Source organism: Alistipes provencensis, from assembly GCF_900083545.1.
GTDB lineage: Bacteria > Bacteroidota > Bacteroidia > Bacteroidales > Rikenellaceae > Alistipes > Alistipes provencensis.
In genome coordinates this window covers 3,391,992-3,414,484 of record NZ_LT559262.1, presented here as the reverse complement: position 1 = coordinate 3,414,484, position 22,493 = coordinate 3,391,992, and the positions used below count along the sequence as shown (strand labels likewise).

17 protein-coding genes are annotated in these 22,493 nt (G+C 61.4%); 5 read left to right on the top strand and 12 right to left on the bottom strand.

All coding sequences use genetic code 11. The features are described from left to right. Window positions 1–117: 117 nt before the first annotated feature. From nqrF to BN5935_RS13340, 6 genes are read right to left on the bottom strand one after another with little or no spacing between them, the layout of a single operon-like run. Window positions 118–1,380 (bottom strand): NADH:ubiquinone reductase (Na(+)-transporting) subunit F, encoded by a 1,263-nt coding sequence (gene nqrF / locus BN5935_RS13365; protein WP_064976537.1) that lies wholly within the window; start codon window positions 1,378–1,380, stop codon window positions 118–120. 24 nt (window positions 1,381–1,404) lie between these two features. Beyond that, window positions 1,405–2,025: an NADH:ubiquinone reductase (Na(+)-transporting) subunit E gene (nqrE, locus tag BN5935_RS13360; RefSeq protein ID WP_064976536.1), complete on the bottom strand. Its 621-nt coding sequence runs from the start codon at window positions 2,023–2,025 to the stop codon at window positions 1,405–1,407. A gap of 11 nt (window positions 2,026–2,036) precedes the next feature. Then, a complete protein-coding gene (locus BN5935_RS13355; RefSeq protein ID WP_064976535.1) occupies window positions 2,037–2,684 on the bottom strand; it encodes an NADH:ubiquinone reductase (Na(+)-transporting) subunit D in 648 nt (215 codons plus the stop codon). Between the two features lies 1 nt (window position 2,685). Continuing rightward, complete coding sequence (gene nqrC, locus BN5935_RS13350; protein ID WP_064976534.1) at window positions 2,686–3,540, bottom strand: NADH:ubiquinone reductase (Na(+)-transporting) subunit C; 855 nt, start codon at window positions 3,538–3,540, stop codon at window positions 2,686–2,688. A gap of 12 nt (window positions 3,541–3,552) precedes the next feature. Then, window positions 3,553–4,662, bottom strand: a complete 1,110-nt coding sequence (gene nqrB, locus BN5935_RS13345; protein WP_064976533.1) for an NADH:ubiquinone reductase (Na(+)-transporting) subunit B — start codon at window positions 4,660–4,662, stop codon at window positions 3,553–3,555. A 20-nt stretch (window positions 4,663–4,682) separates the two neighbouring features. Then, window positions 4,683–6,038 carry a Na(+)-translocating NADH-quinone reductase subunit A gene (locus BN5935_RS13340; protein WP_064976532.1) on the bottom strand — a complete coding sequence of 452 codons (1,356 nt, stop codon included), beginning with the start codon at window positions 6,036–6,038 and terminating at the stop codon, window positions 4,683–4,685. A 328-nt stretch (window positions 6,039–6,366) separates the two neighbouring features. Here BN5935_RS13340 and BN5935_RS13335 point away from each other — a divergent pair, with 328 nt between their 5' ends. The 4 genes from BN5935_RS13335 to BN5935_RS13320 are packed head-to-tail and all read left to right on the top strand — an operon-like array spanning window position 6,367 to window position 9,183. Beyond that, window positions 6,367–6,957 carry a TatD family hydrolase gene (locus BN5935_RS13335; RefSeq protein WP_064976531.1) on the top strand — a complete coding sequence of 197 codons (591 nt, stop codon included), beginning with the start codon at window positions 6,367–6,369 and terminating at the stop codon, window positions 6,955–6,957. Next, window positions 6,950–7,675 carry a tRNA threonylcarbamoyladenosine dehydratase gene (locus tag BN5935_RS13330; protein WP_204244917.1) on the top strand — a complete coding sequence of 242 codons (726 nt, stop codon included), beginning with the start codon at window positions 6,950–6,952 and terminating at the stop codon, window positions 7,673–7,675. Before BN5935_RS13335 ends, BN5935_RS13330 begins: the two co-directional genes overlap by 8 nt. A 52-nt stretch (window positions 7,676–7,727) precedes the next feature. Continuing rightward, window positions 7,728–8,666 carry an NAD(P)-dependent oxidoreductase gene (locus BN5935_RS13325; RefSeq protein ID WP_064976529.1) on the top strand — a complete coding sequence of 313 codons (939 nt, stop codon included), beginning with the start codon at window positions 7,728–7,730 and terminating at the stop codon, window positions 8,664–8,666. A gap of 1 nt (window position 8,667) precedes the next feature. After that, on the top strand, window positions 8,668–9,183 hold the full coding sequence (locus tag BN5935_RS13320) for a prolyl-tRNA synthetase associated domain-containing protein (protein WP_064976528.1): 516 nt from the start codon (window positions 8,668–8,670) through the stop codon (window positions 9,181–9,183). 81 nt (window positions 9,184–9,264) lie between these two features. Here the strand turns inward: BN5935_RS13320 and BN5935_RS13315 are convergent, their stop codons facing one another. Further along, window positions 9,265–9,720, bottom strand: a complete 456-nt coding sequence (locus tag BN5935_RS13315) for a hypothetical protein (RefSeq protein WP_064976527.1) — start codon at window positions 9,718–9,720, stop codon at window positions 9,265–9,267. Between the two features lie 147 nt (window positions 9,721–9,867). Between BN5935_RS13315 and BN5935_RS13310 the strand changes: the two genes are divergently transcribed. Further along, entirely contained in the window at window positions 9,868–12,084 is a 2,217-nt protein-coding gene (locus BN5935_RS13310) for a sodium-translocating pyrophosphatase (protein ID WP_064976526.1), read from the top strand. 47 nt (window positions 12,085–12,131) lie between these two features. Here the strand turns inward: BN5935_RS13310 and BN5935_RS13305 are convergent, their stop codons facing one another. The 5 genes from BN5935_RS13305 to BN5935_RS13285 form a co-directional block, all read right to left on the bottom strand. Continuing rightward, window positions 12,132–13,547: a sulfatase gene (locus tag BN5935_RS13305; RefSeq protein ID WP_064976525.1), complete on the bottom strand. Its 1,416-nt coding sequence runs from the start codon at window positions 13,545–13,547 to the stop codon at window positions 12,132–12,134. 19 nt (window positions 13,548–13,566) lie between these two features. Beyond that, entirely contained in the window at window positions 13,567–15,243 is a 1,677-nt protein-coding gene (locus tag BN5935_RS13300) for an exo-alpha-sialidase (protein WP_147625841.1), read from the bottom strand. A gap of 67 nt (window positions 15,244–15,310) precedes the next feature. Then, a complete protein-coding gene (locus tag BN5935_RS13295; protein ID WP_064976523.1) occupies window positions 15,311–18,640 on the bottom strand; it encodes a DUF5107 domain-containing protein in 3,330 nt (1,109 codons plus the stop codon). 34 nt (window positions 18,641–18,674) lie between these two features. Next, window positions 18,675–20,564, bottom strand: a complete 1,890-nt coding sequence (locus BN5935_RS13290) for a fimbrillin family protein (RefSeq protein WP_064976522.1) — start codon at window positions 20,562–20,564, stop codon at window positions 18,675–18,677. A 19-nt stretch (window positions 20,565–20,583) separates the two neighbouring features. Continuing rightward, window positions 20,584–22,488, bottom strand: a complete 1,905-nt coding sequence (locus tag BN5935_RS13285; protein WP_064976521.1) for an exo-alpha-sialidase — start codon at window positions 22,486–22,488, stop codon at window positions 20,584–20,586. Window positions 22,489–22,493: the final 5 nt, after the last annotated feature.

Here is a 22,493-nt window from a genome sequence, read left to right as displayed (position 1 = left end):
CCGCAATCCCTGCGGAAACAATAACAATAAACGAAGGGGAGGAAAGTCCAAATTTATTTGGAAACTTTCCTCCCCTTCATTTATACGCCTTCGGCGTTTTGCGGATCATTACATCCGCTACGAACCGAAGTTGTCGTAGAGAATATTCTCCGGCGGCACGCCGAGGTCGTCGAGCATCTTGACCACCGAGGCGATCATCATCGGAGGTCCGCACATGAGGTAGATGCAGTCCTCGGGAGCCTGATGGTTCTTGAGGTAGTTCTCGTAGAGCACGTTGTGCACGAAGCCCGGCGTGTATTTCACCCCGGCGGCGTCCGCCTCGGGATCGGGACGGTCGAGCGCCAGATTGAACTTGAAGTTGGGGAAATCCTTCTCGATCTGGTGGAACTCGTCGAGGTAGGGAACCTCCTTCAGCGCACGCGCACCGTACCAGAACGACACCGGTTTGGCGGTCTTCTCGGTCTTGAACAGGTGCATCAGGTGGCTGCGCATCGGGGCCATGCCCGCACCGCCGCCGATGAAGATCAGCTCCTGCGTGTCGGGCAGGTTGTCCGGCAGGAAGAACTCGCCGTAAGGACCCGAAATCGTAATCTTGTCGCCCGGCTTGCGCGAGAAGACATACGACGAGCAGATACCCGGGTTGACCTTCATGAAGCCGCCCGTGGCCTTGTCGAACGGAGGCGTGGCGATACGGATGTTGAGCATGATGATGTTGCCCTCGGCCGGGTGGTTGGCCATCGAGTAGGCACGGAACGTCGGTTCGGGGTTGGTGGCGACGAGATCCCACATCTTGAACTTGTCCCAGTCGGCGCGGTACTTCTCGTCCACGTCCATGTCCGAGAACTTGATGGCGTCGTACTTCGGAATGTCGATCTGGATGTAGCCGCCGCTGCGGAACTTGAGGTTCTCGCCCTCGGGCAGCTTCACGACGAACTCCTTGAGGAAAGTCGAGATATTGCGGTTCGAGACCACGGTGCATTCCCATTTCTTGACGCCCAGAACGGCCTCTTCGACGTGGATCTTCATGTTCTCCTTCACCTTCACCTGACAGCCCAGACGCCAGTGCTCCTTGGCCATCTTGCGCGTGATGAATCCCGTTTCGGTGGGCAGGATGTCGCCGCCGCCTTCGAGCACCTGACATTTGCACATGCCGCACGAACCGCCGCCGCCGCAGGCCGAAGGCAGGAACACCTTGTTATTGGCCAGCGTAGCGAGCAGCGTCGAGCCGCTCTCGGTCTTGATGACCTTCTCGCCGTTGTTGATGTCGATCGTCACGTCGCCCGACGATACCAGCTTGGCCTTCGCATAGAGAAGCAGTGCGACCAGCACGAGCGTGATTACCAGAAATGCGGCGATCGCTATTAAAATCGTTGTAGTCATTTTTTCAGAATCTCTTTTTAAAGGTTAGAACTGGATGCCCGAGAAGATCATGAAGGCGATACCCATCAGACCGGTGATGATGAAAGCAATGCCGGGGCCTTTGAGCGCCGCGGGGATGTGCGAATAGGTCGTCTTCTCGCGGATGGCGGCCATCATCACGATCGCCAGCCACCAGCCCAGACCCGAGCCCAGACCGTAGACGATCGACTGCCAGAGCGACGAAATCTCGGCGGCGTCGACCTTCTGCTGCATGAAGAGCGAGCCGCCCATGATGGCGCAGTTCACGGCGATCAGCGGCAGGAAGATACCCAACTGGCTGTAAAGCGTCGGGGAGAATTTCTCGACGGCCATCTCCACCAGTTGCACGAAAGCCGCGATGGTGGCGATAAAGACGATGAACGACAGGAAGTTCAGGTCTACGTCGGGTAGTCCGGCCCACGAGAGCGCGCCGGCCTTCAGCACGAATTCATACAAGAGGTAGTTCAGCGGCACGGTCATCACCATCACGAACGTAACGGCGGCGCCGAGGCCGAGGGCCGTCTTCACGCTCTTCGACACGGCGATGTAGGAACACATGCCGAAGAAGAAGGCGAAGACCATGTTGTCGATAAAGATCGACCGGATAAAGATATTCAATGATTCCATACGTTATCCTCCTATTTTTCCTGTAAGTCCTTGTTGCGCGAACGGTGCACCCAGATGATGCAGCCCACGATGATCAGCGCCATCGGCGGGAAGAGCATCAGTCCGCAGTTCGAATAGAAACCGCCCTCGGCCATGTACCAGCTTTCGGGGATGATGCGGAAACCCATCAGGCTGCCCGAGCCGAACAACTCGCGGAAGAAGGCCACGATCACCAGAATCAGGCCGTAGCCCAGACCGTTGCCCAGACCGTCGAGGAACGATGCCCAAGGCTTGTTGGCCAGTGCGAAGGCCTCGACGCGGCCCATGACGATACAGTTGGTGATGATAAGTCCGACATAGACCGACAACTGCTTCGAGACTTCGTAAACGAATGCCTTGAGCACTTGGTCGACGAGGATCACCAGCGCGGCGATGACGACGAGCTGGACGATGATGCGGATGCGCGAGGGAACGCCGTTGCGCAGCAGCGACATCACGAGGTTTGCAAATCCCGTGACGACCGTCACGGAGAGTGCCATAACGATGGCGGGCTTGAGCTGTACGGTGACGGCCAGCGCCGAGCAGATACCGAGGATCTGCACGATGACCGGGTTGTTCGCCGAAAACGGGCCCGTCAGGAATTTCAGGTTCTTAGCCGAAAACAAAGGCTCTTTTTCCATCTTACTCATTGTTTTCTACATTTTCTTCGTTAGACACTTTTGCCGCAGGGGCGGTAGTCGCAGCGGCACGCTTGGCCTCCAGCAGGGGCAGGTAGTTCTCCAGACTGTTGTAGAGCATGGCCGTCACGCCGTCGGAGGTCTTCGTACCGCCCGAGATGGCGTCCACCTCGTGCGCGGGGTCCTTGGCGCCGCCCTTGCGGAGCGTCACCGAGACGAATTTGTCGCCCTCGAAGATCGTCTTGCCGACGAAATTGGCCTGATACTTCGGTGTGGCGATCTCGGCGCCGAGACCCGGGGTCTCGCCCTTGTGGGCCATGATGATGCCGGACACGGTGTCCATGTCCTTCTCGAGGGCCACATAGCCCCAGACCGGACCCCAGAGGCCCATGCCCGTGACGGGGATGACCACACGGCCGTCCTTGGCCTCGAAGATCGGGAATTTGCCCGCCTCGAACGTGCCCGGCAGGTCGTTGAGCAGCGCGAAGACATCCTCGCCTTCGATCCGCCTGCCCTCCTTGTCCACGACATAGGCGTCGATATACTCGTCGTAGGACTGGTCCTGCGCCGAGAGCGATGCGAGGATATTCTGCTTTTTCTCGTTCAGGTCGTTGGCGTCCTGACGGGGTTTGAGGGCGAGGGCCGCCACGGCCAGCAGCACGGCCACGATGACGACCATCACCGTCGAGTACATTATAATATAGGCGTTGCCGTTCTTGTCGCTGAACATGCCCTTCTTCTCCTGTTTCAGCTCGGTGAATTCCGATGCGGGAACTCCGCAGACAGGGCAGTTGGCGGGTGCGGCGTCACCTTCGTGGATGTAGCCGCAGACATTGCATTTGAATTTTTTCGTTGCCATAACTTATCTCCCCTATTTTGCGAGTTTGACACGTTTCTTGCGGCGGGCGATGTTGGCCTCGACCACATAGTAGTCGACCAGCGGCGCCAGCGCATTCATAAAGAGGATCGAAAGCATCATGCCCTCGGGATAGGCCGGGTTCACCACGCGGATCAGCACGGCCAGCGCACCGGTCATGAAGCCTACGATGTACTTGCCCTTGTCGGTCTGCGCCGAGGTCACGGGGTCCGTGGCCATGAAGACCGCGCCGAAGGCGAAGCCGCCGACGATCAGATGCCACCACGCGGGATAGGTCGTCACGCCGAGCGCTTGGAACAGATAGCCCATGGCCAGTCCGCCGACGAACACCGAGACCATCGTGCGCCACGAGGCGATGCCCGTGAACAGCAGGATGGCGGCGCCGATCAGGATGGCCAGCGTCGAGGTTTCGGCGAACGATCCGGGGATGAATCCCAGAAAGGCGTCCAACGGCGAGTAAGCCATTGCGTTGGTCGTCGAGAGCTGCTCGAGGGCCGTGGCGCCGGTGATGCCGTCGACATGCGCGCCCATCATCGTCCAGTCGGAATACCAGACCGTCTCACCCGACATCGAGGGGGTGTAGGCGAAAAATGCGAAGGCACGGGCCAGCAGCGCGGGGTTGAAGACGTTCATACCCGTACCGCCGAAGACCTCCTTGCCGAAGACCACGGCGAAAGCCGTCGCCAGTCCGACCATCCAGAGCGGGGTCGACACCGGCATGATCATCGGGATCAGCAGACCCGAGACGAGGAAACCCTCGTTGACCTCGTGGCCGCGCGCCTGCGCGAACCCGAATTCGATGCCCAGACCCACGATATACGAGACGCAGACCATCGGCAGCACGCGGACCAGTCCGTAGAAGAAGGCCTGAAAGCCTTCGAGTCCGACCTGAATGCCCGTGTTGTAGCAGCCGAAGAAGAACGCCGGCATCAGCGCTACGACGACCATGATCATCGTACGTTTCATGTCGTTGCAGTCGCGGATGTGCGCACCCTTCCGGGTCGTGGTGTTGGGTACGAAGAGGAACGTTTCGAACGCATCGAACGTCGACTCCAGAAAGCCCAGCTTCCCGCCTTTCGAGAACGTGGGCTTGATATTGTCCATGAATTTACGAAGTCCCATCTTTAAGCCTCCCTGATCATTAAGTTAATACCGTCGCGGATGATCTGCTGAATCTCGATCTTCGAGGGATCGACGAACTCGCACAGGGCGAAATCCTCCTCCGTGACCTCGTAGATGCCGAGGTTCTCCATCTTGTCGATGTCGCCCGCGAGGCACGCCTTCAGCAGGTACATCGGATAGATGTCCATCGGCAGGTAACGCTCGTACAGCCCCGTCACGACGAACGGACGCTCGCCGCCGTTGAGGTTGGTATCGAGGTCGTAAGCCTTCTTGGGGCAGATCCACGAGAAATAGGCGCGCGATACGGAGAACTTGTTGAAGCGGGGCAGCGCCCAGCCCAGCAGTTCGTACTTGTCGCCCTCGGGAATCGCAGTCAGTTGATTGGCGTAGAAGCCCATGAAGCCGTCCAGCGCGGTCTTGGTGCCCGTGAGTACGTTGCCCGAGATGAAGCGGATGCTGTCGCCCTCCTTTTGCTTCTTCACGTTGCCTTTGACCACGGAGTCGACCTTCGCGCCGCCCACCATGCGGATGTAGTGCGGTTTCTCGATCTCCGAACCGGCCACGGCGATGATCTTCGTCATGTCGACACGGCCCTCGTTGAACAGGCGGCCGATGATGGCCAGATCCTGCACGTTGACCGTCCATACGACCTCGCCTTTGTTCACGGGGTCGATGTGGTGGATCTGCACGCCGACGTTGCCGACGGGATGCTTGCCGGCGAACGTGTGCAGCTCGGCACCTCGGAGCGACGGCATCTGTCCTTCGGCCTTGGCGCGCACCGAGAGGTGCACCTTGCCCGCCGTGAGCTTCCGCATCACTTCGATACCCGTCTGGAGGTTCTTCTGTTCGGCTTTCAGGACAAAATTGTAGTCCGGAGCCAGAGGCGCCGAGTCGAAGGCGGAGACGAAGACCGCTTTCGGCGTGTCGTTGGGGTCGGCGATGATGCCGTAGGGACGCTGCACGATCATCGGCCAGAGGCCCGACCGGAGCAGCAGTTCGACGATCTGCCCGCGCGAAGCCGACCCAAGGTCGGGCTTCGGGAACTCCTCGTACTCCTGCGTGGCGTCGGGGGTTACCGTCACGTTGAGAATCTTGCGCTTCTCACCGCGGTTGACGGCGGCCACCGTGCCGCTGACGGGCGACGTGAAGAGGATACGTTCGTTGGCCTTGTTGAAGAACAACGGCGTACCGGCTTTCACCCGATCGCCCACCTTAACCAGCAGCTTGGGAGTCACACCCTCGAAATCGAGGGGCGAGAGGGCATACTCCGAAGCCTGCGGTGCGTCCGCCAACGACTCCTGAGGTTTGCCCACCAGATTGATGTCTAAACCCTTGCGTAGTGTAATGATTTTCGACATGGTTAAAATTTTGATATGGTTATGTGTTTGGAATTAATATTCCGCGTAGCGTTGTTAGCGTGCTAACAATTAATCGCGTGCGAAAGTACAAATTTTTTTCCTGAAAACACCCATGCGCAAACCAATATTTCTTAAATATATTAAGATTTGCGGGCCCCGCTTTCGGGCCAAAACAGCGAACTTTCGAATGCTTGCACTTCGAAATAAATTCGAAATCCCCGGATGCAAAACCGGCCGCCCCGCAACGACCGTCGCCGGCAGGCGGTACGTTAAAAAATTGGCCTCAAATTCGCAAGGGTCGCGTTAAATTCCTACATTTGCCGTTGCCATGCTTCCCTATGTCAACATACACACCCACCGTCCGACAGGCTCGGGGATCGAACTCCACACGGCGGGCGTACACCCGTGGAATGCTGACATGCAGGAGGTTGCGGCGCTCGGCGAACGGCTCTCCGACGCGCAGGCCGTGGGTGAAACGGGGCTCGATTTCGTGCACGGTCCCTCGCGCGAGGTGCAGTTCGAGGCGCTGCGCGCCCAGTTGCGGCTGGCCCGCGAGCGGGGGCTTCCGGTAGTGCTCCACTGCGTGAGGGCTTTCGAACCCCTGATGCGCGAGTTGGCGGCGTGCGAACCCCGTGCCGTAATTTTCCACGGCTTCATCGGATCGCCCGAGCAGGCGCGGCAGGCCCTTGCGAAAGGCTATTTCCTCTCGTTCGGCGAACGCGCCTTCGCATCGCCCAAGACGCTTGCGGCGCTGCGCGAAACGCCTCTGTCGCAACTTTTCCTCGAAACGGACGACAGCCCCGTACCGATCGCGGAAATCTATGCCCGGGCGGCCGAAGCGAGGGGAATCCCGGTGGAGGAACTGCAACGGGCGACGCTGGCGAATTACGAACGGATATTTGAAACTCAGCATGGATAACTGGCTGGAAAGAACCGAATTACTGTTAGGCGCGGAAAAACTCGCGCAATTGAAGGCAGCCCACGTGCTCGTGGTCGGGCTGGGCGGCGTGGGAGCCTATGCCGCGGAGATGATCGCCCGGGCAGGCGTGGGACGCATGACCGTCGCCGACGCCGATGTGGTGAACACGACGAACATCAACCGTCAGCTGGTGGCCCTGCATTCGACCGTCGGACGCCCGAAGGCCGAGGTGCTGGCCGGACGCCTGCGCGACATCAACCCCGGAATCGAACTCACGGTAGTCGCCAAATATATCAGGGACGAGGAGACCTACACGCTGCTCGATGCCGCGCGTTACGACTATGTGGTGGACGCCATCGACACCCTCTCGCCCAAGCTGGCGCTGATCGCCGCCTCGCTGGAACGGGGCCTGCCGCTCGTCAGTTCGATGGGCGCCGGGGCCAAGACCGACCCCACGAAACTCGAAATCGCCGACATCTCGAAGACCCACCACTGCCCGCTGGCCCACATGCTGCGCAAGCGGCTCCACAAGATCGGCATACGCCGGGGGTTTCGGGCCGTTTTCTCGCCTGAGCCGATGCGCGAGGGGGCGATGATCCTCTGCGAGGAGCAGAACAAGAAGTCGAACGTCGGGACCATCTCCTACATCCCGGCGCTGTTCGGCATCGGATGCGCCTCGGTGGTCATCCGCGGACTGATCGGCGAGTTGGAGGGCTGAAAAGACGATGACTGAATCCGCACTGCCAACGAAAACTAACAAAACAAAGGATATGCAACCGAACATCGTATTTCTGGACGAATACAGCCTCGGAGGTGCCGACCTCGACGCCATCCGTGCGCTGGGCAACTACACGGGTTACAAAACGACCGCCCGCGAAGAGGTCGTCGGCCGCTGCCGCGAAGCCGACGTGGTGATTACCAACAAGGTGGTTTTCCGCCGCGAGACCCTCCGACAGCTTCCCCGCCTGCGGCTGATCTGCGTGGCCGCGACGGGTATGAACCACATCGACCTCGACGCGGCGGCGGAACAGGGCGTCGCCGTGAAGAACGCCGTGGGATACTCGACCCACGCCGTGACCGAGACCACCATCGGCGCGGCCATCGGGCTGCTGCGGCAGGTGGTCTACTACGACCGCTATGTCAAGACCGCCTACGCCGGGTCGCCCCTGCAATACCATTTCGGCCGCACGACCCACCAGCTCCACGGGGCGAAATGGGGTATCGTCGGGCTGGGTAACATCGGCCGAAACGTGGCCCGCGTCGCCGAGGCGCTGGGATGCGAGGTCGCCTACACCTCCACTTCGGGCGTCGTGCGCGAGGAGCCTTACCCCTCGCTGCCGCTCGACGAACTGCTCCGGCAGTCCGACGTGGTGTCGATCCACGCCCCGCTGACCGACCGCACGCGCGGACTGATCGGCGCACGCGAACTGGCCCTGATGAAACCCTCGGCCATCCTCGTCAACGTCGCCCGGGGCGGCATCGTCGACGAAGCGGCGCTGGCCGCAGCGCTCGATGCCGGGAAACTGGCCGGAGCCGGTCTCGACGTCTTCGCCCACGAACCCCTCGAACCCGGCAACCCGCTGCTCTCGATCCGGGAACCGGACCGGCTGCTGCTCTCGCCCCACAACGCATGGTCGCCCGTGGAGGCGATCGAAGTGTTGGTGGAGTGCATCGCACGAAACATCCGGGAATTTTACAAGATAGGCTGATATGGACGCACAAACCCTCACGGCCGACGAACGCCGCCGCCGGGTGTTCGAATTCCTCGACGCCCGCGGCATCCGCTACGAGTGGTACGAACACCCCGAAGCTCCGACCATCGAGATCGCCCGCCAATGGTGGCGCGATGACGGGTCGAAGCACTGCAAGAACCTCTTTTTCCGCAACCACAAGGGCGACCGCCACTACCTCGTCTGCTTCGATTCGGAGCAGACGATGGCCATTCACGACCTCGAACGCCGTCTGCGGCAGGGCAAACTGTCGTTCGCTTCGGAACAGCGCATGGAGCGCTGGCTGGGACTGCGCCCCGGCTCGGTGTCGCCTTTCGGGTTGATCAACGACCCTGCGAACCACGTCCACCTGTTCCTCGACGCCAACCTGCGGCAATGGCCCTCCTGCTCGTTCCACCCCAACGACAACCGCGCCACGGTAGTCATCCCGCGTGAGGAGTTCCTGCGGTATCTCGCCGCCGTCGGCAACTCCTACGAGTTTATCGAGTTGTACTGACCGTAGTCCGGGATACACCTCTAATATAGCGGACCGTTTTCGGCCTGCCGGCCGCGAAAAAATGCGGAGTGGCAGGGCCGGCTATTCGCCATCGTCATCCGTCGAGGCCGCAAACACTTTTTCGATCCGGGGATCATTCGACATCAGCCGGTCCGGGTCCTTCGACGACTGCTGGACGCGCAGCCTGTCCCGGGTGAGTTCGAGAATCAGCCAGTAGCGGGGATAGTTCATGTAGACGACGTTGTAGTTGACCGACGTGAACAACCATGCGAAATAGGTCGTCTCCTCTTCGGATTTCCCGTCTGCATAGTGGGTTGCAATCGTGCGTGTGCCGCTTCCGTCGCCGTGCAGAGTCCATGCCTCACGAACGGTGGCGTCGGGCGATGTGAGATCGTATTCCCGGACCCATTCCGTGCCGGTGAGCCGGCTCACGATTTCGTCCTGTCCGGGTTCGTAGGAACTGTCCTTGTGGAAACAGCCCGTCAGCGCTAGGAGACAGCATGCAAGGCAGGGGAGGAGTATCGGTGCATGTTTCATCGGTTTCTCAGGACGGAGACTGTCGCAAAGTTAGCTTTTTTCGGCGAATTTCTCCCGCAACTATCTGCCCGGGAGTACAATATTCCGAAAGATTCTGTATATTTGTTTTCAGTTGCTGCGACAAACCCTTAAAACATTTCCAACTATATGAACATTCCTTCGATTTTCTGGATCGTACCTGCCGCGTCCATCGTCGCCTTGGCCTTCGCTTGGGCGTTTTACCGCCTGATGAAGCGCGAGGACGAGGGTACGCCGCGCATGCGTGAGATCGCCGGGCATGTGCGCAAGGGTGCCATGGCCTACCTGCGCCAGCAGTACAAGGTCGTCGGCATCGTCTTCGTCGTGCTGGCGCTGTTTTTCGCCTATCTGGCCTATGGCGCCGGGGTGCAGAACGGCTGGGTGCCCTTCGCCTTCATCACGGGCGGATTCTTCTCGGGGCTGGCCGGTTACTTCGGCATGAAGACCGCCACCTACGCTTCGGCCCGCACGGCCAACGCCGCGCGGCAGTCGCTGGACCGCGGCCTGAAGGTCGCTTTCCGCAGCGGTGCGGTGATGGGCCTCGTGGTCGTGGGCCTCGGACTGCTGGACATCTCGTTCTGGTATGTGATCCTGACCTATTTCGTCGATGCCGCGGGACCCCAGAAACTCGTGGTCATCACCACGACGATGCTGACCTTCGGCATGGGCGCCTCGACGCAGGCGCTCTTCGCCCGTGTCGGCGGCGGCATCTACACCAAGGCGGCCGATGTGGGCGCCGACTTGGTGGGCAAGGTCGAGGCGGGCATCCCCGAGGACGATCCGCGCAATCCCGCGACCATCGCCGACAACGTGGGCGACAACGTGGGCGATGTGGCCGGCATGGGCGCCGACCTCTACGAGAGTTATTGCGGTTCGGTGCTGGCCACGGCTGCGCTGGGCGCGGCGGCCTTCTCGTCGGCCGGTTCCGAGGACCTGCAGATGAAGGCTGTGATGGCCCCGATGCTGATCGCCGCGGTGGGCATCCTGCTTTCGATCATCGGTATCTTCCTCGTGCGAACGAAGGAGGGGGCCACGATGCGCGAACTGCTGCGCTCGCTGGGCGTGGGCGTCAATTTCAGCTCGCTGCTGATCGCCGTCGCCACGTTCGGCATCCTCTACCTGCTGGGCGTCGAGAACTGGGTGGGATTGTCCTTCTCGGTCATCACGGGCCTCGTGGCGGGCATCATCATCGGTCAGGCCACGGAATATTTCACCTCGCACTCCTATAAACCGACGCAGAAGATCGCCGGCAGCGCCCAGACGGGTCCCGCCACGGTCATCATCGCCGGTATCGGTTCGGGCATGATCTCCACGGCCGTTCCGGTCATCACCATCGGCGTGGCGATCGTTCTGGCTTACCTCTGTGCCATCGGTTTCGATGTGCAGAACATGATGGCTCCGCAGAACATGTCGCTGGGCCTCTACGGCATCGGCATCGCCGCCGTGGGCATGCTCTCGACGCTGGGCATCACGCTGGCAACCGACGCCTACGGTCCCATCGCCGACAATGCGGGAGGCAACGCCGAGATGAGCGGCCTCGGTCCCGAAGTCCGCAAGCGCACCGACGCCCTCGACGCGCTGGGTAACACCACGGCCGCCACGGGCAAGGGCTTTGCCATCGGTTCGGCGGCCCTGACGGCCCTCGCGCTGCTGGCTTCGTATGTCGAAGAAATACGCATCGGACTGATGCACAACGGCGTGACGATGCTCGAAATGTCCGACGGGTCGATGCGCTTCATCCAGGACGCCTCGATCCTCGATTTCATGGAATACTACCGCGTTTCGCTGATGAATCCCACGGTGTTGGTGGGTATGTTCATCGGCGCGATGATGTCGTTCCTTTTCTGCGGTCTGACGATGAACGCCGTGGGCCGCGCGGCCCAGAGCATGGTGGAGGAGGTCCGCCGTCAGTTCCGGGAGATCAAAGGCATCCTCACGGGTGAGGGAACCCCCGACTATGCCCGCTGTGTCGAGATTTCGACCCGCGGAGCGCAGCGCGAGATGCTGTTTCCGAGCCTGCTGGCCATCATCGTTCCGGTTGCTGTCGGCCTGATCTTCGGCGTGGCGGGCGTCATGGGACTGCTCGTGGGCGGCCTGAGTTCGGGATTCGTGCTGGCGGTCTTCATGGCCAACGCCGGCGGAGCGTGGGACAACGCCAAGAAGATGGTTGAAGAGGGCCACTACGGGGGCAAAGGTTCCGACTGCCACAAAGCGACGGTCGTGGGCGATACCGTGGGCGACCCCTTCAAGGACACGTCGGGTCCTTCGCTCAACATCCTCATCAAGCTGATGTCGATGGTTTCGATCGTGATGGCAGGGCTGACGGTTGCCTTCCACCTGTTCTGATTTCCGATGTGAAGAGCAAGCATAACGAGGTAACGGTTTTCAAATCGTTACCTCGCTTGTTTTGCTTCCCGGCGCCAGTCGGCAAGCTGTCCGGCGAGGCGTTCCGCCCGTTCGGGGAGGTCGCCGATCCGGTTGCGGGTCTCTCCGGGATCTTCGCGCAGGTTGTAAAGCTCCTTTTCCCCCGTGTCGTGGAATTCGATCAGTTTCCAGTCGCCCGCCCGCACCGAGCTGCACCAGCGGCCGCCCTTTTCCCTGCTTTGCAGTTTGAAATACCAGTAGAGCGGGCGTTCGGCGCTGCACTTCCCGGTGCCGAGCAGTTCGTCGGCGATGCTCGCCCCGTCCGGTTCGAATCCCTCGGGCAGCGGTGTTCCGGTCAGCTGGCAGAGCGTCGGATAGAAGTCGTAATTGCTGGTCGGCAGTTCCGAAACCCGTCCGCCGCAAATCCGCCCCGGCTGCCAGACGATCATCGGTTCGCGCGTGCCGCCTTCGTAAAGGGTTCCCTTGCCGCCGCGCAGCGGTCCGTTGTCGGTCACCTGAACGGAACCTCCGTTGTCGCTCGTGAAGATCACGATCGTGTTGTCGGCGATTCCCAGTTCGTCGAGTTTCCTGACGATCATTCCGACACCGTCGTCGATCACCTTGAGCTGGGCGGCGAGATGCGGATTGTGCGGTTTGGCCAGATAATCCGCAGGCCATTTCTTGTAGGGATCGTTTTCGGGGTTGTTTTTGGAGGGCGCGCTGTGGCTGCATCCGGGCTTGCTGCGGAAATAATCCACCAGTTCGGGCTGCCCGTGTACCATCGTGTGCACGGCGTAGTGGCTCAGGTAGAGGAAGAAAGGCTGGTCGCTGTTCCGCTCGATGAATCCGATCGCCTCGCGGTTCATGCGGTCGACGATGAATTCGTGTTCTTCGGCATCGGTCACCGACTTCAGGTGGTGCCACGGATAGAAATAGGAGCCGCTGCCGATGCTCTCCTCGGCCGAAAGGATCACCTCCTCGAAGCCGTATTCGTCGGGATGCCGTTCGACGGGGGCCCCGTTGGCCTTGTATCCCGAGAGGTGCCATTTGCCGATGATGCCCGTATGGTAGCCGTTGCGGCGCAGAGCCTCGGGGAGCGAGGCGCGGGTCGGGGCGAGGTGGATCGGGGAGTTCGGTTTGATGTAGTCGGTGATTCCCTCGCGCAACGGATAGCGGCCCGAAATCAGTCCTGCGCGCGACGGCGAGGAGATCGGCGCCGAGGCATAGGCGTCGGTGAACCGCACGCCGCACCGCGCCAGACTGTCGAGCACGGGCGTTTCGTTGAACGTGTTGCCGTAGCATCCCAGTTCGGCCCACCCCAGATCGTCGGCGAAGACGATGATGACGTTGGGTTTCTGCTTCGGCTTCTCGCCGGCCAGCGCCGCAGGCTGATGGGGGAGCCCGGCTGTTGCGGCCAGCGACAGATAGAAAAGTTCGCGTTTCATGGGTTGTTTCGTTTTGCGGTTATTTCAGTTCGATGCGCATCCATGTTTCGGGGTCGTCCGTTGCGGCGGTGAATCCGTCCTCGACCGCTCCGCTGCGAACCGTCGCATTGAACCGCAGCGTGTCGCCCGGCCGGGTCTGCAATGCGTCGAGAGGCACTGCGATCTCCGTGGCGCGGCCCGGAACGCCCGCAGGGGTGAGGCCCGCACGGCTGGCGCCGCGAATGCCGGGAATCGGGCTGACGACCGAACCGTCGGGGGCGATGGTCAGACCGATGCGCCGCCCGCCGTATTCGACGGAGAGCCTGATCTCCGTCGCTCCGGTCGACGCAGAATCGAGCCGCTCGGTCAGCAGGTAGAGCCGTTTGTCGTCGTGGCAGGCCCGGAAGATCGTTTCGGTGGGGGATTCGCTGCCGATGAACAGAGCTTGGTCGTTGCGCCACTCCCGGCCGTCGCCGTCCGGGCGGATGCGGGCTTTCGGGGCGTCGATGCGGTGGTTGAGGTAGAAAACACCGATCTGGATGCCCTCGTCGCAGTGCATCGCGCCGATGACGCGGTGGGCGTCCATCGGTTCCAGACTGCCCCAGAAGCCTTTGCCCTCGAAGGGGCGGTACCAGTCCTCGTCCCACGACCGTCCGTTGAAGATGCGGCCCCGGCTGTCGCCGATTTTCAGGCTGAACATCCGGTCGATGTTGCACGAAACGACGATCTCTCCCGACGGGAAGGTCGATACATATCCGGCGCACCCCTTGAAGAGGTTCGTTTCGCGGTCGGCGGGACCGGCCGAGTTCTCGCCGAGCGGCTGCCAGTCGAATCCCCGGTTGCGGACGGCCGACATCGTGTAGATGCTGCTTCCCTGCGGACCGTCGGGTTCGAGACGTGCTTCGAGGAATCCGAAAAGCGTCTCTCCGTCGTTGAGCAGGCGGAAGCAGGGCATCTGGTCGGTGAAGATCCGCACGCCCTTGTCGTCGTACTTGTACTGCCGGCAGACGCGCATGTGTCCGTGCCATGTGCGGCCGTTGTCCGTGGAGGTGATGACCGAGGTGCCCGAATTGCGGGTCGCGGGCAGGCAGTCGGTGAAGTAGCACTGAATGCGTCCGTCGGGCAGTTGGAGCAGGTAGGGTTCCCAGTTGGTGCCTTCGAAGATCACCTGTTCGTCGGACCATGTGGCCCCGTTGTCGCGGCTCCTGCGGAGCATGATTCCGCAGCCGACGTTGTGTTTGTAACCCTTGGAGGCGCGGAACGAGCAGGCGGCGAGCAGGTCGCCGTCGGCCAGTACGGCGGCATCGACGGTCGAGAAGCAGCGCGTGTCGCTGCCCTCGGAGGTCGTGACGGGGTAGGGCTCGAACAGGACCTGCGTGTCGCTCCAGTGCAGGAGGTCGTCGCTTGTGCAGTAGTAGATGCGGGAGGCGATCTGCCCTCCCTGCATGAAGAGAATATAACGTCCGTCGGCCATCCGCTTGATGCGGGGGTAGATGGCCGTCCGGTCGGTTTTCAGCTTCGCGGCCGGGATCAGTTGCCGGTATGCGTGAATTGATTCGAGCACGCTGTACCGCTCCGCTCCGGCGTGGGAGTTCAGCGGCGCGGCGGCCGTGTTCATCTCACCGAGCGTGTGCAGGCGGACCGGCTTCTCTTCGGCGGCGGCCGGACCGATCGTCAGGATGCAGGCGGCGAGCAGGGGGAGGATGCGTGGATTCATGGGGTCGGAAGGGTAAAGAGGGGGCCGGGCCTGCCGGCCCCCGGGGTTTGACAAGTGCGATGGGAGGTCATCGGATGTTTCCGAGATAATAGTTGGCCCAAAGGTGGTCGTTGCGCTGTTCCAAGGCTTTGCGGAAACACTCCGCCGCCCGGGTCTCGTCGCCCAGCGCCTTGTGGCCGATGCCCTGCATGTAGTAGGCGCGTGCGTTTACATCCTCGGGATACTCTCCGTAGCCGAAGCTCTCGAAGAAGCGCTGAACATAGTCCGTCACGCCGGCCTCTCCGGTCTCGACGATCTTGCGGAGCATTCCGCCGACCGGGGCTTTGGGGTCGATTTTCCGCATCGCGAGCGCTTTTTCGTAGTTGTAGATGCCGTCCGCGTCGCGGACTTCGACCTGCGACGCCATCTTGAAATATTTCCGGGCGCTGCGCCGGTCGCCGACACGTTCGTAGGCCAGTCCGATGTTGTAGTAGACCTGTGCGTCGCGGGCGTAGTACTCCAGATGGGCGTATCCGTGGTTTTCGGGATACTCGTTCATCATCAGCATGTATTCGAGGGCCTTGCGGTCGTCGCCGTTCTTCCGGGCCTTGAGGCCCGAGAGCAGGCAGGCGTCGACATAGATGTCGTGCAGGTCCTCGATATGCTCGCGGCGGCTGTAAAAGCGCGTGAGCAGCGGCCGGAGCACCTCTTCGTATTCGCCGTGGAGAATGCGCTGCTTGATGGCCTTCGTCTCCGAGTCGTAGCGCTTTTCATAGAGCGCCTCCCGGCCGGCGAAAAGTTCGTAGCGGGTTTGCAGCGGAGCGTTCATGCGTTCCAGAATCTCGTCGCACTCGGCAAGGAAGATGGCGTTGCCCTCGCGGTCCGCTTCGATCGCCTTGCGGTACCATTCGGCTGCGGCCGGGCAGTCTCCGGCGAAGAAGAAGCTGCCCCAGCCGAGGTTGCGCAGGGCCATGGCGAAGTCGGGACGTATCTCGACGGCCTTTTTCCAGCACTCCATGGCGCGTGCGGGCTGCTTCTGGAAGTAGAGGTTGCCCAAATAATACCAAGTGTTGGCGCTCCCGGGCATGTATTTCAGGGCTTTTTCGTAGACGGCGACCGTCTCCAGCCGGAACGGGTAGACGTAATCCGTGCTCCCGGCCTCGGCCTTGGCGAAGAGTCTCGCGGCGGCCGTGCGGTCGCCCCGGGCGTCGGCCCGCCACGCCTGATAGTACTCCACGGTCGGGTAAGGGGCTATCGACTCGCTCCGGGCGAGGATGTCGTCCGTCTCGTCGCCGAAACCGTTGTTCATGTAGTAGAGCGCCAGCTCCAGATAGGATTCGCTCACGCCGCGCAGCAGCCGTGTGAAGGTCTCCTCGGGGAGTTTCCCCAAGCGGACCAGTTCGTAGGTCGCGTAGTAGTTGAGCGGATCGAACGCCACGACGTCGGCGGCGGTTCGGGCAGCCTCCTCCTGCCGGTCGGAGCGGCGCAGCAGGGTCGTCAGCAGGTTGCGCGCGTCGAGGTTCATGCCGTTGTAGGCGACGGCCATCCGGGCCTCTTGAAGCGCCCGGCCGCTGTCGCCCGTGAGCGACGAAATCTGCGCCAGTTGGAAATAGGCCGCCGAGGCGTACTCGTAGTCCCAGGCCGCGCGGTACAGCGTATCGACGGCATCGGCGTATCTGCCCTCCGCTTTCAGGATCAGGCCGAGGTTGTACATCGACTCCCCGTCGCTGACGCGGGTCTGGTTGGCGGTCTGCCGTTTGAGGGCGGTCCGCAGGTGCTTCTTGGCCCGGGCGAAATCGCCCTGCTTCCGGTAGTGGATGCCGAGTTGCGTGTTGGCGCGCACGTCTCCCGGGTCGCGGCGGACGACCTCGAAGAAATAGTCGTTCGGATCGACGTGGGCGTTGTGGAACTGGAGATTCCGCATGCCGAGGTAGTAGAGCTCCTCGGTGTTCTCCACGCTTTTCGGATCGGGGTTCAGCGGCACGACGGGATCGGGCATGGGCTTGGTGCGGTCCAGCTTGTAGGGGTGGTAGCTGATCAGCTCGCTGCCCTCCGAGTCGTAGAGGTACATGGTTACCTCCGACGGTTCGGCGACCTCTTCGGCCGGGACCTTCGTGTCGGCGGCGAAGGGTTTGCCCGGAGCGATCAGGGCGGTCGTCTCGTAGAGCGTCTTGCCGCCGCGCCGCACGACGATGCGGGCGTCGGGCCGGATGCGGGTCACGTTGGCGGCCAGATGCAGCCGTCCGTCGGCGCCGACCTCCATGTTGACCGTGGCGTGTTCGTTGCCGCGGTTGACGTGCTTCAGGTCGCGGATGCCGTACCAGTAGGCCGTGAACTCCTTCGTCTCGTAGGGGTTGAGCCAGCAGTAGTCGGGCTGGTTGTCCGAGTAGGCGGCTGTCATCAGTTCGACGTAGGCTCCGTCCTCATCGGTGAGGGTTTTGCAGTCCCACTCGTGGCCGTAGTTCATGTGGCCCCATGTCCAGAATTTGCCGCCTTTGTTGATGTGGCGGTTTCCGGCCAGCATCGTGCCGGCGTTCTTGCCGTAGTCGTATCCGCCGATGAAGTCGTCCTGCAGGTCATAGACGAATACCGATCCGCCCATCAGAGCCGGGAGATTTTTCCAGTAGCTGACGTCCTTGCCGATGTAGTCCGGATTGCCGCAATACGGTGCGTCGGGCACAGGCCAGCGCATGAAGCTGTTCTTGTGGTGGAACGTTCCGAATTCGGTGTTTTCCGGGAATACGATCTGGTAGTTCTCGTTGGCGTGGGTGGCGACGTTGTTCCAGTGCAGCATGGAGTTCCGGTCGGGACTGTTGTTGAAGAACCGGCCTGTCACCTCGATATAGGAGCGGTCGGGATAGAGCGTCATGCCGATAGCCCACGACATGCGGTGGCGCTTCTCGATTTCGCCCACCCAGATCGTCTTCGAACCGTCGCCGTTGTCCACCAGCTTGTAGTCGATCGGATACTGGCTGGTTGCGCGGTGGTGGTGGAAGACGTTCCATTCGACACCGCCCGAGATCCATGCACCGAGCATGCCGACGTTGGCGGGTTTGATCACATGCTGGCGGTAGAAAATCTCGTAGCCGTTGGTTTTGTCCGTGGCGTAGAAGAGTCTTCCGCCGATATCGGGGAGTACGCACACTTCCAGATAGTCGTTTTCCAGAAACAACGCCCGATAGGTGGTGTCGGCCTTTTCGTTGGTCGGGTTATCGTTCATGGCGTAGGGATAGACGCCGCGCCGGGCCCGCTGGTAGGCGAAGTCGCGTTCGAAAAGCGGCGCCTTTTCCGGCGCATTCACCCGGTAGGCGGGCAGCGTGATGGTTCCCTCGCGCATTTTCACCTCGCCGTTCCGGGCGCCGGCGCTGCCGCAGAGCAGCACCGCGAGGAGGCCGAGTGCGAATTTCGTTTTTTTCATGCTGTTCGTTCTTTGTTGGATATTTTCTGTTCGGTTATTGCTCGATCTTCACGCAGCGCACGGCCATACCTTTGGCATGCGGCTCGTTCTTGATGTTCACGGTCGAATTGTTGACATAGAAGCGGTTCTCTGCGTCGCCGCCGGCGTTAAGCCACATGTATCCGCGGTATTCCAGATACATGGTGGCAGCCTTATTCGCTTCGAGATAGCCCGTCGTGGGGAAGTACGATTTCGTGTCTTCGCCGTCGACGGTGAGCAGCAGGCCGTAGTTCGCGTCGCATTCGGCTTTCGACGTGAATTTCATCTCGGCGAAATGCCGGGCCTCGGGAACACGGTATCCTTCCGGACAGGGGTCGTACACCGTTTTGACGGAGCCCTCTGCCGTGCCGCCCCACAGCAGGTCGTTGCCGCCCGTTCCGGTATACCACTCTTTGGCTGCAAGCAGACGGGTCTGCGGGTTGCGGGTCGCATAGGCAATGGTTCCGGTCGCCTCCGTGGCGTCTTCGGTCTTCACCAGATCGCTCGGAGTGCTTTCATAGGGCTTGCCGCCCGGGCGTGTCGCAGTCAGGTTGCGGGCGAACGGGTCCTTGCGGCCCCACTGGTAGAACAGTCCGTAGGCGTTGCGGTCCTTGGGGGTCGTCGATGTGGCCCCCAGATTGCGGTCGAGCATCGTGTAGGCCCCGGCCTCTTCGAACCGGCACGCTATGTCCTGTGCCTCGCTGACCCAGATGTGGTACGACCAGAGGATGGTGCCGTCCGCCTTGCATACGGCCACCACGGCGTTGCCCTTCGTGCCGGTGACGGGCACCTTGAGCGTCGCGCCCTCCATCGTCGGGGCATCGACCACGCTGCCCGAAGCCCCGGCGGCAGGCTGCTGCCAGACGACCTGCGCCTTGGCCGGGATGCCGGTCGGCGCTCCGGAAGCGTCCGTGCAGCGGATTTCCTCGTGCACATAGTTTTGGCTGAACGTGTAATAAGGCGTGGCGTCGATGGAGAGGGTCTGGGCCGAGGCGTCCGTCCGGTAACAGTTCGCCGAACCGTAATAGCGCGTCAGCGGCAGGCTTTGCAGCGGCGTTACGACGCCGGCCGTCACGGTCACGGCCTGTGCCGTCTCTATCTCGTAGCGGCAGCCCTCGGTGTCGGTGATCCTGAACGAGAATCCCTGTGCGTAGGTTCCGGCGGGCAGGAAAACGAGGAAGCCGTCCGGTTTCGAGAGGTCGCCGTTCGAGGAGATGTTGGCGCCGCTTCCGCAGTCCACCGTAACCGAGGTTCCCGTCGTTCCCTGATTCAGTTGCGGGGTTCCCGTCGCAGCCTCGACCGTGATTTTTCCGGCGATCTGTTCCCCGCCGCGGGCCGTCGCTTCGATACGCGCGATCTTGATGCCCAGTGCCTGATAGTCATTGATGCGCAGCAACAGGCCGCCGCAGACGTTTTTGAATTCGAACGTATTGTCGCCGGTCGCGGCCACCATCGGCAGCGCCGCGATGTCGGACCCTGCGCCGAGGGCCGACGCATAGGATTGTTCGGCCAGCGCCGACAGTTCGATTTCGAACGTGTCGCCGGAGAGCCCCTTCGTCAGGGCGTCGGCCGGATAGACGGCATAGCGCTGCGCGTCGTCGACGGATTTCGAACTTTCGACCGGATTGAAAATACCGGTGCGGGTGTTGTCCGAGGTCGTGGCATAGGGTGCTCCGGAAGGATTCCCGGCGCTGAACACCTGAATCCGGTCGCCCGATTTCCAGACGACGTTGCGCTGGTTGTCGAGTGCTGTGCGGGTTTTCGCGATGGGCTCCGCGACGATCGACCGGATCGACAGCTTCGTGTCCGGCTGCTGCGGCCGCAGGCCGTTCTCCTCTTCGTGTTGTGAACATCCTAACGATGCACATATTGTGGCCGCAATGAAGATGATATGGTGTGTTTTCATGGTTTTCGGTTGTTAACGGTTATTTCCATGGGTTGACTTCGTCGCCGTTGCTCCATCCGGGACCGCGGCCGTTGTCGTCGTCTCCTGGTTCGGGTTCGGGAACGGGTTCTGTCGGCACTTTCAGTTCGACGGGCAGCCATTTGTCATAGTTGCCGGCAGCCAGTCCCGTGAAGGTGTCGTCGCCGGCAGAGTCGTGCAGCACGGCGTTGAAGAGTATCCGGTCTGCGGCCACGGTGATCCGGTCGCGCGGGATGGCGAGTTCGACCACATAGCCCCGGTCGTTGTCCGTCTCGTCGAAGGTGCCGAGTACGGTCGCGGCGCACGTTACTGCCGTATTGTCGCATACGAGCGTGCCCTTGGCCGCATCGGGGGTGATTTTCAGGATCAGCGGGTCTCCGGTGGCGTTTCCGCTCTGGATCATCAGGTCGATACCGTCTGCCGCATCGAGCCCGCTGTCGAGCCGTTCCACAAGACAATAGAGGTTGGTGTCGTCGTAGGCGAAGCGGAAAACGGCTTGGGCCTGCGAGACGCTGCCGATGAACAAGGCATCCTGCACGTCCTTCCAATGGGAGCTGCTGCCGGTGAGGGCGGGTGTGAACTGCGCGGCGTTGATGCGGTGATTCAGGACGAACTTCGCCAGCATGAGGTTGGCACAGTCGGTTTCTTTGCCGTCCACGTCTTGGGTGAACACCGCCGGGAAGACGCCGGCAAACGTGTGGTCGTCGATAATCTCCACCGATCCCATCACGCCGCGTTCGGCGTAGAGCTGCTCCGGTTCGCCGAATGTGCGCGCTTTGGAGTCGCCCAGACGGACGTTGAAACGCTGGCTGATGTTGCACGAAAGCAGCGTCTCGCCCGACCGGAACTGCCGGAGATAGGGTGCCGCTTGGTTCAGAAAGAGATTCTTCTGTTTATCGGTAGGGCCTTCCTCGGTCCCCGTCAGTCCGCCCGCCGCCCAGTTGTCGCGGGTGTAGGCCATTCCGAGGTGATACTGGTCGCCGGTTCCGTTGCGTCCGAACCGGGCCTCGAATGCAACGGCGATTTCGTCCGAGCCGTTCAGTTGAATCGGTACGGGCATCTGGTCGGTGTAGATCGGGTCGCCCGAACCGTCCGTCGCCGTACCGGCGTTCTCGCGGATCACCTTGCCCACATGGGTCCATGTCGCACCGTTGTCGGTCGAGCGGAGCAGGGCGGTTCCCGAATCGCCCTTGTTGGGGTCGGCGCTGGTGAAATAGACATGGATTTCCCCCGACGCGAGCTGCACGGCTGAAGGCTCCCATGTGGTGCCTCGGTAGATGATTTGAGACTCGCTCCAGCTCTTGCCGTTATCGGTCGAGCGGCGCATCTTGATGCCGTTGTTCAGGTTGTTGGTCCGGTAACCGTTCTTGAGCCGGAACGATACGAACGAAAGGATGTCGCCGTTGGCCAGCACGATCGCGTCGGACGACGAATGCAGAGCCGTATCGTCCACGTCGTTTTCGTATTGTTTCTGCGCACACGATGGGAAGAGCCCCTCTTCGGGAGCGGTCCAGATGTAGAAATTGTTGCTGCGGGCGTAGTAGACGCTGTGAGCCGTGGCTCCCTGCTGGTAGGTGAGCAGGAACGTTCCGTCGGCGAGCCGTTTGATACGGGGATAACGGGCGTTGATGGCCGCGAGCGGGGTTTTGTGGCGCAGGATCGTATAGGATCGGAAGTCCATCTCCACGGAGCTGGTCTGCCACTCCGAGGCGTGCGAATTGAGGTATCCCTGCGTCGCGTTCAGGTCGTGGATCGAAGTGATCTCCGTATCGACGGGCGCGGGGTCGCCGCCGTCCTTACCCGGTTTGGGATTGGGGTTTTCGTCAGCCGACGGCTTGGTGCAGGCGGCCGTCGAAAGGGCCAGCGCCAGCAGCACGAGGTTGCATATGTTCTGTCGAAGATTCATATTCG

Excerpts from the sequence above, each read along its gene's own strand:
- nqrE (WP_064976536.1), bottom strand. The coding sequence starts at position 2,025 with ATGGAATCATTGAATATCTTTATCCGGTCGATCTTTATCGACAACATG.
- nqrB (WP_064976533.1), bottom strand. The coding sequence starts at position 4,662 with ATGGACAATATCAAGCCCACGTTCTCGAAAGGCGGGAAGCTGGGCTTT.
- nqrC (WP_064976534.1), bottom strand. The coding sequence starts at position 3,540 with ATGGCAACGAAAAAATTCAAATGCAATGTCTGCGGCTACATCCACGAA.
- BN5935_RS13330 (WP_204244917.1), top strand. The coding sequence starts at position 6,950 with ATGGATAACTGGCTGGAAAGAACCGAATTACTGTTAGGCGCGGAAAAA.
- nqrF (WP_064976537.1), bottom strand. The coding sequence starts at position 1,380 with ATGACTACAACGATTTTAATAGCGATCGCCGCATTTCTGGTAATCACG.
- BN5935_RS13305 (WP_064976525.1), bottom strand. The coding sequence starts at position 13,547 with ATGAAACGCGAACTTTTCTATCTGTCGCTGGCCGCAACAGCCGGGCTC.
- BN5935_RS13300 (WP_147625841.1), bottom strand. The coding sequence starts at position 15,243 with ATGAATCCACGCATCCTCCCCCTGCTCGCCGCCTGCATCCTGACGATC.
- BN5935_RS13340 (WP_064976532.1), bottom strand. The coding sequence starts at position 6,038 with ATGTCGAAAATCATTACACTACGCAAGGGTTTAGACATCAATCTGGTG.
- BN5935_RS13295 (WP_064976523.1), bottom strand. The coding sequence starts at position 18,640 with ATGAAAAAAACGAAATTCGCACTCGGCCTCCTCGCGGTGCTGCTCTGC.
- BN5935_RS13335 (WP_064976531.1), top strand. The coding sequence starts at position 6,367 with ATGCTTCCCTATGTCAACATACACACCCACCGTCCGACAGGCTCGGGG.
- BN5935_RS13310 (WP_064976526.1), top strand. The coding sequence starts at position 9,868 with ATGAACATTCCTTCGATTTTCTGGATCGTACCTGCCGCGTCCATCGTC.
- BN5935_RS13285 (WP_064976521.1), bottom strand. The coding sequence starts at position 22,488 with ATGAATCTTCGACAGAACATATGCAACCTCGTGCTGCTGGCGCTGGCC.
- BN5935_RS13355 (WP_064976535.1), bottom strand. The coding sequence starts at position 2,684 with ATGGAAAAAGAGCCTTTGTTTTCGGCTAAGAACCTGAAATTCCTGACG.
- BN5935_RS13320 (WP_064976528.1), top strand. The coding sequence starts at position 8,668 with ATGGACGCACAAACCCTCACGGCCGACGAACGCCGCCGCCGGGTGTTC.
- BN5935_RS13315 (WP_064976527.1), bottom strand. The coding sequence starts at position 9,720 with ATGAAACATGCACCGATACTCCTCCCCTGCCTTGCATGCTGTCTCCTA.
- BN5935_RS13290 (WP_064976522.1), bottom strand. The coding sequence starts at position 20,564 with ATGAAAACACACCATATCATCTTCATTGCGGCCACAATATGTGCATCG.
- BN5935_RS13325 (WP_064976529.1), top strand. The coding sequence starts at position 7,728 with ATGCAACCGAACATCGTATTTCTGGACGAATACAGCCTCGGAGGTGCC.